This window comes from Undibacterium sp. GW821-FHT11H02, assembly GCF_058808015.1.
Genome location: NZ_JBXARG010000016.1, coordinates 91,553 through 105,157 on the forward strand (window position 1 = coordinate 91,553; position 13,605 = coordinate 105,157).

Annotated in this window: 11 protein-coding genes; 6 read left to right on the forward strand and 5 right to left on the reverse strand. The window is 47.2% G+C overall.

What is annotated here, in order from left to right; genetic code table 11:
* Positions 1-4 precede the first annotated feature (4 nt).
* The 3 genes from AC1RR2_RS15630 (at position 5) to AC1RR2_RS15640 (ending at position 1,762) form a co-directional block, all read left to right on the forward strand.
* Positions 5-700, forward strand: a complete 696-nt coding sequence (locus AC1RR2_RS15630; protein ID WP_493223197.1) for a response regulator — start codon at positions 5-7, stop codon at positions 698-700.
* Positions 701-894: 194 nt separating this feature from the next.
* Positions 895-1,167: a hypothetical protein gene (locus AC1RR2_RS15635; protein WP_493223198.1), complete on the forward strand. Its 273-nt coding sequence runs from the start codon at positions 895-897 to the stop codon at positions 1,165-1,167.
* Between the two features lie 139 nt (positions 1,168-1,306).
* Positions 1,307-1,762: a hypothetical protein gene (locus tag AC1RR2_RS15640; RefSeq protein ID WP_493223199.1), complete on the forward strand. Its 456-nt coding sequence runs from the start codon at positions 1,307-1,309 to the stop codon at positions 1,760-1,762.
* 106 nt (positions 1,763-1,868) lie between these two features.
* On the opposite strand, the gene AC1RR2_RS15645 is transcribed toward AC1RR2_RS15640, so the two are convergent.
* The gene (locus AC1RR2_RS15645; protein ID WP_493223200.1) at positions 1,869-2,378 is read right to left on the reverse strand and encodes a hypothetical protein; all 510 of its coding nucleotides are present in this window, start codon (positions 2,376-2,378) and stop codon (positions 1,869-1,871) included.
* A gap of 253 nt (positions 2,379-2,631) precedes the next feature.
* Between AC1RR2_RS15645 and AC1RR2_RS15650 the strand changes: the two genes are divergently transcribed.
* Together AC1RR2_RS15650 and AC1RR2_RS15655 are read left to right on the forward strand one after the other, a co-directional pair.
* Positions 2,632-3,720, forward strand: coding sequence for a 3-deoxy-7-phosphoheptulonate synthase (locus tag AC1RR2_RS15650; protein WP_493223201.1), 1,089 nt, complete (start codon positions 2,632-2,634; stop codon positions 3,718-3,720).
* A gap of 46 nt (positions 3,721-3,766) precedes the next feature.
* Positions 3,767-4,384 carry a DUF2242 domain-containing protein gene (locus tag AC1RR2_RS15655; RefSeq protein ID WP_493223202.1) on the forward strand — a complete coding sequence of 206 codons (618 nt, stop codon included), beginning with the start codon at positions 3,767-3,769 and terminating at the stop codon, positions 4,382-4,384.
* Between the two features lie 345 nt (positions 4,385-4,729).
* Here the strand turns inward: AC1RR2_RS15655 and AC1RR2_RS15660 are convergent, their stop codons facing one another.
* A complete protein-coding gene (locus AC1RR2_RS15660) occupies positions 4,730-6,970 on the reverse strand; it encodes a penicillin-binding protein 1A (RefSeq protein ID WP_493223203.1) in 2,241 nt (746 codons plus the stop codon).
* A gap of 444 nt (positions 6,971-7,414) precedes the next feature.
* Between AC1RR2_RS15660 and AC1RR2_RS15665 the strand changes: the two genes are divergently transcribed.
* Positions 7,415-7,825: a hypothetical protein gene (locus AC1RR2_RS15665; protein WP_493223204.1), complete on the forward strand. Its 411-nt coding sequence runs from the start codon at positions 7,415-7,417 to the stop codon at positions 7,823-7,825.
* A gap of 13 nt (positions 7,826-7,838) precedes the next feature.
* Here AC1RR2_RS15665 and AC1RR2_RS15670 read toward each other — a convergent pair whose 3' ends face one another.
* The 3 genes from AC1RR2_RS15670 to AC1RR2_RS15680 form a co-directional block, all read right to left on the reverse strand.
* Positions 7,839-9,584 carry an ABC transporter ATP-binding protein gene (locus AC1RR2_RS15670; RefSeq protein WP_493223205.1) on the reverse strand — a complete coding sequence of 582 codons (1,746 nt, stop codon included), beginning with the start codon at positions 9,582-9,584 and terminating at the stop codon, positions 7,839-7,841.
* A 45-nt stretch (positions 9,585-9,629) separates the two neighbouring features.
* Positions 9,630-11,381, reverse strand: a complete 1,752-nt coding sequence (locus tag AC1RR2_RS15675; RefSeq protein ID WP_493223206.1) for an ABC transporter ATP-binding protein — start codon at positions 11,379-11,381, stop codon at positions 9,630-9,632.
* 107 nt (positions 11,382-11,488) lie between these two features.
* Positions 11,489-13,573, reverse strand: a complete 2,085-nt coding sequence (locus AC1RR2_RS15680; RefSeq protein WP_493223207.1) for a prolyl oligopeptidase family serine peptidase — start codon at positions 13,571-13,573, stop codon at positions 11,489-11,491.
* Positions 13,574-13,605 lie beyond the last annotated feature (32 nt).

A 13,605-nucleotide genomic window follows, 5' to 3' on the forward strand; every position in this document is an offset into this window, starting at 1 on the left:
CATGATGCCCACTGCTAGCAAACACATACTGATCGTCGAAGATGAAAGTGATTTATCTGCGCTGATCGCCGATTACGCTCGTCACGCCGGATATCATGCACATGTCATTGCTGATGGTCAGGCTGCCTTGTTGCAAATCAAAGCACAAGTGCCCGATTTCATCGTACTCGACTTAATGCTGCCGGGATTAGATGGGCTCAGCCTTTGTCAGGAAGTCCGCCGCTTTTCTCAAGTACCCATTCTCATGCTGACCGCGAAAGTGGAAGAGGTTGATCGTCTGCTGGGTCTTGAAGCCGGTGCCGATGACTACTTATGCAAACCCTTTAGTCCACGTGAGTTGATGGCGCGTATCAAAGCCATATTAAGACGTAGCGAACCCAAAGATACGGCCTCAAATCCAGGTCACACAGCTAGCTTTAGCGTGGATGAGTTAGCACAGACCATCACTCTGAAAGGCAAAATATTAGATCTGACGCGTAGCGAATATCTAATCCTAAAAACTTTTATCGCCCACCCTGGGCAAGTCTTTTCACGCCTACAGTTATTAGACCATCTGAGCCAGGATAATTTCAATGTCACCGATCGTGCAATTGATAGCCACATCAAAAATTTACGAAAAAAATTAGAGTTAATTCTGCCAGACATTCAGGCTATCCATTCTATTTATGGCCTGGGCTATCGTTTCGATTATCACGAATAATCTTAGGACCTACGCAAAACAGACGCTAGCGTCGTTGCAATCGCCTCGCCTTACGATTGTACTGACTTCGGCAACGCACCTAGCCAGTGCAATTTTGCCTAAGTGCTCAATCTACATAATGCCTCCATAATTGAATTGCAAAATCATAGCGTTGGATAGTCGGACCAACACTCACTCAACTCTATGGAACCACTATGAAAATCCTACTCGTTTCTTTAGCCCTACTAGCAAGCTTTCAGGCAAGTGCAGCCAATCAAGACATCAAGTATCCCTGCCACTCCAGAGAGAAAAATTGCCCACCACCACCGCCTATTCTGATTCCACAAAAAGTATATGACACCTGCGCCGACCAGGCGGTGGGTACCAAGTTCACGTGGGTCCTAAACAAAGAGCATCGAGTTATTCGTGGAACTTGCCAGCGTGTCGGCGCAATCGTCACTTTTGTACCGAATAAAAACGAAGAATAAAACAAACGAGACAAGATCGTTTTTCTTCAAAATCTATCCACAATTTACTCACAATTTATTTGCATCATATGGGCACTGGGCAAACATCTGACAGCACTAAAGCTTGATGTTTGCTTAACTCAATCCACCAGGAGATATCATGAAACCTATCGTCGCTATTTTATTGTTCGCCACTTTGGGGGCAACAGGCTTAACATTGGCGCAAAACAAAATTAACATCGAATTCAATGATAAGTCGGGCAAAGTCATTACTGTCGTTTGTAATGATCAATCCACAAAAAAGGCATGTATTAAGCCGCCACCGCCCGCACCACCTGCGCCACCCGCCTTACCTTCTTTGCCTAGTCCGCCTCCGCCACCATTACCACCGACGCCACCTACGTTGGCTGAGTTAGCTAGTCCGCCATTACCACCTAGTCCACCGGAACCGCCAGAGATTGTTATACCTGACGAAGTACATGCAGCGTGTAAAGGAAAGACAGAAGGAAGTAAAGCAAATTGGAAGCAAGAACCAAGCGCCTATTACAGTGGTACTTGCGTTAAACGAAAAGGCGAAATGCAACTCGACGTCACTCACATTTCTATCAGCAATTAGTACTTGGTTGGCATGCAAACATAAGTAAAGTTAGCTGCGCTCTATTGATCGCTTTGCCAAGCAGGCTATGGCCTAAGTTTGGCAAAGCAGAATGGGAATTGGGGATTCAATTTGACATCCAGGATATCGCTTTTTTGAAAATGCCTTCGCGCACTACCGGTGCACGACTAGCTTCAGGCTCGGCCTCAGCTTTTTCTTTTGCCAAATACTCGCGTAAGGCGGATTCATGACGATAGCGGGCTTGAAATTTCAAATCCGCTTCACGCACGCATTTGGCAATGATGGCCTGCGCATGCAGCACATCAATCTCAAAAAAATCTTGATCGCGCCGACCACGACGCAAACTATGAATGGTCTGAAAAATCGCATCTAAAGCGCCGCCACCATCTTGCGCCCGTACTTCAAATACACATTCGAAACTACCTGGTATGGTATTGCTCTTGTCGCGATTTAACTCCAAAGCCTTAGCCCAGCCTGAGCGCCGACTCAAGCCTATCTGTAGCAGTCCCTCCTTCAAACCAGTGTTACGCAACACATAAACATTACCAGGCACGCCATGCAGGCGTTTTGGTTCGATATAGTGCCCATTCTGTTGAGAAGTTGACGTTGATTGCATAGAAGCACCTCTAGATTTCCAAATCTCTTTTTTCAATAAATCGAGTTGCAACTAGTGTAAGAAAAATGTTGGCTAGCTGATCAAAGGAATAGACGCTAAAAAAGCCCTTAATTCCCACATCAAGTGTCAGGCAAGCATAGATTGTGGTGATTTCAGCATCTTAACAATGGCTTAGTGCACAAACTTCAACCTCAGCCTGTCCTATAATAGCTACCTCAATATCATCTGCCCTTATCGTTTACTCCAGCCACCTATGAATAGCCAAGATCTAGAAAATATTAATGTCACCTCGTTTGCACCTATGCCAACGCCGGAAGAATTACATGCAAAATTGCCTTTATCCGAACATGCAGCGGCGATAGTTGATGCCGGACGTGAGGCGCTGAAAAATATTTTGGATCGTAAAGATGATCGATTAATTGTTGTCGTAGGTCCTTGCTCTATTCATGATCCAATTGCAGGACTCGATTACGCACGTCGTTTGAAAGCCTTACAAGAAGAGGTAAAAGACAGCATGCTACTGGTCATGCGCGTGTATTTTGAAAAGCCACGCACCACGACAGGGTGGAAGGGCTATATCAATGATCCTTTGATGGATGATTCTTTCCAGGTTGATCTTGGCATGGAAAAAGCCCGCCAATTTTTACTTGACATCTGCGAGCTCGGCTTACCAACCGCGACGGAAGCACTAGATCCAATTTCACCACAATACTTGGGTGATTTGATTGCCTGGACTGCCATCGGTGCGCGCACGACAGAATCACAAACCCATAGAGAAATGTCGTCCGGTTTATCCACACCTGTAGGATTTAAGAACGGTACAGATGGCGATATCAGTATCGCCATCAATGCGATTTTATCAGCCTCGCATCCGCATTCTTTCCTCGGTTTAAATGGTCAAGGTAAAGTATCGGTAGTGCGCACGCGCGGTAACCAATATGGACACGTCGTTTTGCGTGGTGGTGATGGTCGTCCGAATTACGATACAGTCTCGGTGGCAATGGCGGAACAAGCCTTGAAAAAAGCAAAGCTAGCTGCCAATATTATTGTCGATTGTTCGCACGCGAATAGTTACAAGAAACCAGAATTACAGCCACTCGTTATGGCGGATGTGATCAATCAAGTTGTCAATGGCAATCAGGCTTTGGTCGGACTCATGATTGAATCTAATATCGTCGCGGGTAATCAAAAAATTCCTGAAGATTTATCGCAATTAATCTATGGCTGTTCAGTGACCGATGCTTGCGTAGATTGGGCCAGCACTGAAATGATGATACGTGAAGCCGCAACACGTTTACGTGAGCGTGGCCTAAGTCAGCGTAACAAAAATCTGTCAGTGTAAAATCGATCAATAAAATCTCAACAAGGATTTCTAGAAAATACATTTTATGACTTTCTCAAGCAAATCAAACTCTTGCCTGATTGCTGGCTCCGTGCTGTTACTTAGTAGCTTGTTAGGCGCCTGCACCAGCACTGGCAGCTCGGGCAAAACTGCCATCATGCACAAAGATGAATTTGGTATGGCTGACATGTTCACTTATAGCTTTCCCAGTAGTGATAAGGAAGGCTGTGAGGCGTCCAGACGCGCTTTATTAAGTCAGGGGTATATCATCAGCGATGCCAACGACAATAATGTCAAAGGCCGTAGAAAATTCCAATCTGATGACGAAACCCATGTCGAGATTGAATTCAATGTTGTATGTGCGGCGAATAGCAAGGGCAGTAACAGCACCACGATTTTTATCAATGCAGTGCGTGACCGCTATTCGCTAAAGAAAAACAGCTCCAGTGCCAGCCTGGGTGTCGGCGGGATAGGGTCGATCTCGCTACCCTTCGGCGCCAGCAATGACTCTATGGTAAAAGTCGCGAGCGAAACGATTGCTGATGCTAAGTTATATGGCCGTTTTTTTGATTTGGTAGAACGCTATCTGGATGATGTTAAAAAACCAGATGAAGCGGAAAATGTGACACCACCAACTACTACGACTAATCAGTCTGGGCAATAGAAATAGCGGGCTGAGCAATTGAATTAGGATTCAACACAAAATATACGCTACATCAGCTAAATCGTTGAACTACCCTAAAAGAGAACAAAACTTTGCCGCAGAGGCGCGGAGAACGCAGAGATAAAACTTGATTTTTGCCTTTCTCGGCGCGCTACATCTCTGCGGCTCAGGCTTACGTCTTTCATTAAATTCACAAAACCCTGAAGAAATTGCTTCGAGCAGTACATCGTCATGATCTGGTCACAATGCATGGTTATGCTGTGAACTCATCTGACTACTCCTCCAAGGGTGTGGATTTTGCCCGCAATTGCTGCGGGCTTTTTTTTTAACTAAAATTGATAAAATCTATTGTTCCGGTGGCAGGGTCGTCAAGGGTTCGGCAATGTCTAAGGTCTTTACACCGCTGCCATTTTCATACTCAGCATACATCCATTTACCGTTAACATTCACAAGATTCTCGGGCACGGCACGGACGAACTCTGGCTTACCATTTAAGGCATGACGCATGGCATCAATCCAGATAGGCAAGGCTACCGTCGCACCAAATTCTCTGCCACCTAAAGATTTTGGTTCATCAAATCCCATCCACGAGACCGCCACAATATTTCCTGCATAACCCGCGAACCAGCCATCGATAGCGTCACTGGTCGTCCCCGTCTTGCCCGCCAGGTCACGTCGCCCTAATTTCTGACTAGCAGATGCGCCGGTACCAGAGCGCACCACTTCGCGCATCATACTATCGATCACAAAGGCATTGCGACTATCGAGCACGCGTAAATCTTCAGTAGGCAAAGCTGGCACATTCGCTTGAAATAATACCGTGCCTTTGGCATCAATCACTTTATTGATCAACCACGGTTTGACCTGATAACCCCCATTCGCAAATACCGCATAGGCGCCCGCCATTTGCAAAGGTGTGACGGATCCAGTACCTAAGGCCAAAGTTAAATTAATTGGATGCTTGTTCTGATCAAAACCAAAGCGCATCAAATAATCGCGACCATAACCGGCACCGACCGCTTTTAAGACGCGCACCGCCACCACATTTTTAGATTGTGCTAATGCGCGTTGTAGCTCAACTGGCCCATCATATTTACCATCATCATTGCGTGGATCCCATTTAAGCTCTTCTTCTGTGGTTTGCGACAAGGGCACATCGTTGATCAGAGTATCAGGAGAAAAACCTTTTTCTATCGCAGCTGAGTAAATGAAAGGCTTGATCGCCGAACCAGGCTGACGCCAACCGCTGGTGACATGATTAAATTTCTTACGATTGAAATCAAAGCCTCCCACCAGGGCGCGATACGCACCGTCATTCGCGTTTAACGAAACATAAGCAGCATCAACTTCCGGGGCCTGCGTAATCGACCAACGTCCTTTGTTGTCTTGCATGACTCGTATCAAAGCACCGACTCGGATTTTCAAATCGCGATTCGCTTTTGCCTGCAATGCCGCTGTTGCCAGGCGCAGGCCTTCTCCCGTGATTTCGACCGACTCGCCTGTCGCCAAATCCGCCTTAATCAGTTTAGGAGAAACTGAGGTCACCACGGCAGATACTAAGCCTTCACTAGACGGATATTTTTGCAAAAATTCATCAATAGCATCATCACGCAAGTCTTCGCGTGTTGGCAATTCAATGAATGCCTCGGGTCCGCGATAACCATGACGCTGATCATAAGTTAAAACATTACGGCGCAAAGATTCATACGCAGCATCTTGTTCATCTCTGTCTATCGTCGTAATAACTTTCAGACCCATGGTGTAGGTCTCTTCCTTAAACTGGGCATAGATATTCTGACGCACCATTTCAGCCACGAAAGCGGCATGCGATTCGAACTGCGGAACTTTAGTCACATGTAGACGTTCCTTTACCGCCGTTTCATATTGAGCTTGGGAAATGTCACCGTGCCTTAACATACTGTGCAACACCAGCCCTTGCCTTTGCTTGGCACGCTCAAAATTCACAGCGGGATTGTGACGCGCAGGATTTTTCGGTATCCCTGCCAGCATAGCGGCTTCGGCAATCGAGATATCCTTTAGCGATTTATTGAAGTAAGTACGAGCTGCACTGGAAAAACCATGCGTACGTTGTCCAAGATAAATCTGATTCATATATAGCTCTAGAATCTGATCCTTAGTCAAGGCATCTTCTATACGTCGCGCCAACATAATTTCGCGCAGTTTTCGGGTAATCGTTTTTTCGCGCGTCAAAAAGAAATTACGCGCAACCTGCATGGTAATCGTGCCACCACCTTGGGGGTCACCGGTCGCCGTCGACACGACCGCACGCGTCATACCTATGTAATCGACACCATGATGTTCGTAAAAACGTGCATCTTCTATCGATAACAAGGCGCGCTTCATCACATCGGGAATCTGCGCAATAGGAACAAAGTCGCGATGTTCTTCACCGAATTCACCAATCAAAGTGTTGTCAGCAGTATAAATACGCAAGGGAATTTTGGGTTTGTAATCGGTCACTGCGGTCAATTCGGGCAGACCAGGTGCCAATACCAAAAAAACATAGGCCAACATGGACAGAATAAAGACCGTCAGCGCTGCGGCGAAAGCAAGTAACCATTTCATAAGTGTCAAGCAACCGGTAGGCGGGCATGATGAAAACGCACAGTGTAAACGGACTCAAGCGAGCCGCAAGACTTTTCTTTAGTTGGTACTGTGATTTAGTACCCCATAGCGCGTTGTTCAATCTACTGGAATCACACCTAGGCGGTCAGTAAAAGTGAGCTTAGTCTGTTAGATTAATCTTTTAATCAACTATTCATGTACAGCCCAGCACAACAGCGCAACCCTGCACTTTTCATCACTATCCTGCTGCTGCATTTATGCGTGCTTCTGGTGCTGGACATGCCCGTACAAAGCATTCGCAACAACAGACAAAATAGCACGCATCTAATTTTCCTCAGCGCGACTAAACCAGTGCTCCCACCCGTGATGCAGAACCGCACGACACCCAAGTCGTCTCAAAACCCTAAAACCGCATCAGTACCTTCAAAAACAAGTGCAATAAGCATGACAAGCAATGCGCCTACGATCAATGCAATACCTGTTACACCCGAACCTATTACACCTGAGACCGCCACGTCTGGCACACCTCCACTGGATCGCAATATTAAACAATTGACCCAGCAATTAGAAAGAGAATTGCGTTTTGAAAAACAGAAAGAAGAAGCGGCTAAACCGCCGAATCAAATTGCGCGTGAATATTGGGAAAAACAAAACCATCCCTACAAGGATAAATGGGAAGAGCTAGCGCATAAAATCGAAAAGGCGGGCGTGCCACGTGACCCGCAAGTAGAGACTTTCAAAGCGCCTGATGGTACACAAATCACCAAGATAGGCGATCGTTGCTACAAAGCGCCCGATCCCGGACGCACCTACCTACACCAAGCAGAGGCACGCAGAGTCATCTGCACACGCTGATCGCTTAAGATGATTAGTCTTCCAAGGTCTGCAATAAATACAGTTTTTGATATAGACCATTTTCTATCGCCATCAAAGCCGTATGATTTCCCTGTTCTACTAATCGTCCATGGTTCAGTACGATGATTTGATCAGCATCGCGTATCGTCGACAGTCGATGGGCGATCGCCACCACCGTGACGCTACCGCGCAAGTCGTTCAAGGCTAACTGCACAATTTGTTCAGTCTCACTATCGATATGGGAAGTCGCTTCGTCCAGAAATAAAATCTTCGGCTTTCCTGCCAAGGCACGTGCAATGGCAATTAGTTGTTTCTGCCCTGTAGAGAGTTTCGCGCCGCCCTCACCTAAAGGCGTCAGATATCCATGTTCTAATTGCAGAATAAAATCATGGGCGCGTGCGGCTTTAGCAGCGGCAATAATATCCGCTTCACTAATTTCGCGTCCCATCGCAATATTTTCGCGTGCGTTCGCGGCTAATAGGAAAGGTTCTTGCGGCACCAGGCCAACGCTGGCGCGAAAATGCTCATCACTGAGCTCCGCCAAATCCAAACCATCAACTAAGATCTTCCCACTTTGTGCCGTATAAAAGCGCAACAACAAACTTAGCAAAGTAGATTTGCCGCTGCCTGTGTGACCAACAATACCGTAGAAACCGCCGGCTGGTATCGTCAAATCGATATCATGTAAAACCACTTGCGCAGGGTCATAGCCGAAGCATACTTTTTCCAGATGTAATGCACCTTGCGTAATTTCTGCGGCATTGTCCTTCGCCGGTGCAGTGGCTTCTTGCAATAAAGTATTCACCCGCGCGGCCGATACGACTGCCTGCTGAATTTGCCCAAACTGCAAAGTAATTTGTATCAGCGGATCGACTACCCTGGCGATGTAACTGACGAAGGCATACAAAATACCAATTTCCAAGCCAGAAAAATTGCGCTGTCCAAAAACAAATATGACCACAACTAACAGCAAAGAATTCAGCAAATCTAGCGCTGGTCGTAACAGCCAGGCATTGGCGCGTAACTCATCGACCCGCGCCGCATAATGTTTTTGATTGGTCGCTTCAAAGCGTTCACCAAAACCGCGCTCGGCATTACAAGCTTGCAATGCGCTCATGCCGTTTATACTCTCAGCTACCTGAGCATTAATGTCACTGCGCATTTGACGGGCACGTGTTACCGCAGGCGCGCTCCAACGCTGATAAAACCAAACAATCACCACCACCGCTGGCACTAACATGAGAACGATCAACATCAAACGCCAATCCAGCCATGCCATCGCGATCAAAGCACCCAATACCACAATCGAGCTATCGAGCATGACAAATAAGACTTGCACATATAAATTCTTAACCGCTTCAGTATCGTTGGTTACACGGCTGACCAGTTGCCCGGTAATGGCCTTATCAAAAAAAGCCATAGGTAAGCGCAGGACATGAGCATACACTTGCTCACGCAAACGACGCACCGAGCGCATCGCGACGCCAGCCAAGCGCGACAACTGCAAATAACGCAACCAAGTCGCTAACCAGCCAGTGAGGACAAAAGTGAGTAGCAAGCCCGCCATCATCCACATATCATGGTTTCGTGGCAGCAGATAATGATCAATAAAGGCCTTGCCTAAAATTGGACCTATCGCCTCCAAGCCTGATGCCAGGAATAAAAATAGTATACCCAGCACAACATGCCTTTTTTCAGGCTGTGCGGCTTGCAGCAAGAGCTGCACGGCGAGCTTTTTTTCTGATGCTACTGGTTTCATTAGCTTGGTCTTCAAATTCTATTTTTTTAAGGCGGTTTACAAAAATCAAGCTGCTTCAAGGGCCGCTTCTAATTGTTGGTACTTCCACTGGCTCGCATACCAGCCATCGAATTCCATTAGCTGTTGATGCGTGCCCTGCTCAATTAAAGCCCCTTCTCGCAAGACCAAAATATGATCGGTTTCTGCCACGGCACTTAAGCGATGACTGACAATAATTGCACTGCGTTCAGGCCTCGCAGCTCTGAGTTCTGCCAAGTGACGCAGGATGCGGGTTTCGGTATCAGTATCGACCGCCGACAAAGCATCATCCAATAGCAGCAATGGACTTTCAGTCAGCAAAGCACGGGCAATTGCCACCCGTTGTTTTTGTCCACCCGACAAGGTCACGCCGCGTTCACCGACGGGCGTATCGTAGCCTTCTGGAAAGCGCAAAATATCTTCATGAATCGCCGCCAAATCAGCAGCATGCATGATTTGCTCACGTGTCGCTTGTGGATTCGATAAAGCGATATTGCTAGCGATAGAAGCGGAGAACAAAAATGGTTCTTGAGCAACCCAATTGATGGCCTTACGTAAGCGCTCTAAGGGATAGGCATTCAAGTGATGTCTGCCCCAAATTATTTGTCCTTGGGCCGTTTCAAACTGACGCAACAGGAGTCTGACCACCGTCGATTTACCCGCGCCAGTCGGCCCAACAATACCTAAAGTTTGCCCCGCCGTCAGCGTAAAACTAAGTCTCTTCAATGCGAGATTAGTTTGCGCCGGATAAGAAAAACTGACATTTTCGAAACGCAGTTCACCAACTGGATCGATCTTCAATTGCCCGAGATCTTGTATCACCAAGTCAGCTTCTAACACAGGACGCAGGCGCCCCCAAGCAGCCTTACCTCGCTCCAACAAAGACAACACCCAACCTGCAGCAAACATAGGCCAGATCAATTGACCTAAATACATACTGAATGCGGTCAGATTACCTATCGTCATTTCGTTCTGCCATACCAAATAAGCACCAACACCCAAAGTCAGTGCGCCAGCAGCCGTCAAAGTCACACCAACGGCCGGTTCATAAGCGGCTTCCCATCGTTGCGAACTTAAACTCGCCGCAGCAGCATCTTCTGCCAATTGAGCAAATTGTGCCGCGCTGCGCTGCTCCAGACCCAACACACGCAAAGTACGTACACCGGAGATGGTTTCTTGCACATGATCGTTGAGCTTACTAAAACGTTCTAAAGAATCTTTGGACGCATCGTGAACGTGGTGCGTAATCCGTTTAAATGCCCATGCCATAAAAGGAAATGGCAATAAAGTCGCTAATGCCAGGCGCCAATCTACGCCCAGCGTCATCATACTGATCACCAATACGAAGGTCATCAGACCATCAAACCCTGCCAAGGCGGCTTCACCCGCAGCAAGTTCGATCGCATCAGCATCATTGGTACCGAGCGCCATCAGATCACCGGTGCGTTGCTGTTGAAAAAAAGCAGGCCCTTGCATACTCAGGCGTTGGTACAAACGCAAACGCAGTTGCGCGCCCAATTTATATGACGCTGCAAATAACTGCAAACGCCAACCGACACGTAAAAAGTAAATCGCAACACCCATCATGACAACGATCGCGAGCTCCCATATCAAGGCCTCACCCGCCAAATTCTGCACAACCATCGCATCAATGATGTGACCAATCTTGCGGGGAATCAAAACCGTCAACGTCGCGACCAGAAATAACATCACAGCAGCAGCGACGTAAGCACGCCAATGCTGGCGAATAAATTGTGCTAGGAGTTGGTACAGGGTCATGCGACAGCTTTCAATTGAAGATCTTTCGCCACAGAGGCGCAGAGATCGCAGAGTTTTTATTCAAAGAATTTTCTCTGCGATCTCTGCGCCTCTGCGGCGAATGTTTTTTACTTAAGCGTATTCCACAAGAAAGAATACGTAATCGCACTCATATCCGCACGTTGCGCGTTGTTTGCCGCACCGCCGTGACCGCCTTCGATATTTTCGTAATACCAAACATTTTGATGACCTTGCTCCAGCATTTTCGCTGCCATTTTACGTGCATGACCCGGATGTACACGGTCGTCGCGAGTCGATGTGATGAACAAGACATTCGGGTATTTCACTTCCGCTTTAACATTATGGTAAGGCGAGTATTGTTTGATGTAGTCCCATTCGGCAGGCACATCAGGATTGCCATACTCGCCCATCCAAGAAGCACCGGCGAGTAACTTGTTGTAACGCTGCATGTCGAGTAAAGGCACTTGACTGACCACCGCATTAAACAGGTCAGGACGCTGCGTCAATGCTACGCCTGCAAGCAAGCCACCGTTACTGCCACCCATTGCACCCAAATGTTTCGGCGTCGTTATTTTGCTACTGATCAGGTCTTCTGCCACCGCTGCGAAATCATCGTAAGCGCGCTGACGATTCTGTTTCAATGCTGCCTGATGCCAGCGCGGACCATACTCACCGCCACCACGAATATTCGCCACCACATATACACCACCTTTTTCTAGCCAGGCTTTGCCAGTGCCACCTGAATACGAGGGTGTCAATGAGACTTGAAAACCGCCATAGCCGTAGAGCAGCGTAGGATTGCTACCGTCGAGTTTGATATCTTTTCTATGCACCATAAAATAAGGCACTTTGCTACCGTCCTTCGAGGTCGCAAAGCGCTGCACGGTTTGATACGGGCTCGCGTCAAAAAAGCTGGGAGCTGACTTTAATAATTCCCGTTGGTCAGTACCTGCTTTGGCCAATTGCAAAACGCTAGGCGTCAGATAGTCTGAATAGCTCAACAAATACTCATCGGATTTATCTGCATCTAAGGGACTAACGCCGACTGCCCCCATAGTCGGCAAATCGACATTACGCGCTTGCCATTTGCCCTTGCTGAACTTCAATTCCACCAGCTTGCTTTTTACATCTTGCAGCAATTGCATGAGTAAAAAATTCTTTGTCGATGCCAATCCTGTGAAGGAGGCATTTTCTGTCGGTTGGAACAAAACAGTAAAGTGACGATCGCCTTTTAAGAAAGCCTCAAAATCAATCGCCAAGACACTGCCCTGCGGATAAGTCTTACCGCCGGTGGTCCAGGTTTCATTCGGTGTCACGATAAACTGTTTACCGAAGAACTCGTAACCTGTCTGCGCCGGGATATCGAGTTTTTGTAATTTACTACCGCGCATCAAAAATACTTCTGAGGTATAGAAAGTCACGGCACGATTCACGATCTCGTGCGTGATGCCGCGATGACTACTGCGACCTGCAGACACACTGATATCTTCTTTTTGACCTTCAAATATAGTCTTCGCCGTGCTGATCGGTGTGCCTCGCGTCCATTCTTTGACGATACGCGGATAGCCAGAATCAGTCAGCGAACCCGCACCAAAATCGGTACCGATAAACAAGGTATTCTTATCACGCCAAGACACATTCATTTTGGCTTCGGGCAAAGCAAAACCATCTTTCACAAATTGCTTAGTCTTCAAATCAAATTCACGTATCGTCACCGCATCCGCACCGCCACGTGAGAGATTGATAATGCAACGATCATAATCTGGCTCACGACATTGGCTACCTTTAAATACCCAATTTTCATTTTCCGCTTTGGCGATGGCATCAATATCCAAAACCGTTTCCCATTTTGGTTGCGGCTTGCGATATTCCGCCATGCTAGTTTTACGCCACACACCACGTGGGTGCTCGGCATCCATCCAGAAGTTGTACACGGCATTACCAATTTTTTGTATGCCTGGAATCCGGTCTTTGGAATCGAGAATAACTTGTAAGTCGCTGCGCAACTTTAAAAATCCGGCGTCATTATCCAATTTTTGACGCGTCTCTTGGTTGCGTGCCTTGACCCAATCTAAGGCTTTGTCCCCGCCCACATCTTCCAGCCATTGATGTTTATCATCGCTCTGCGCCATAGCACTATGCGCACCGACCAGCAATAAGCAGGCGGCTAATAATTTCATTCTTGTTTTCATAGGGTTTTTTCAAAAGGAAATTGATTAAATAG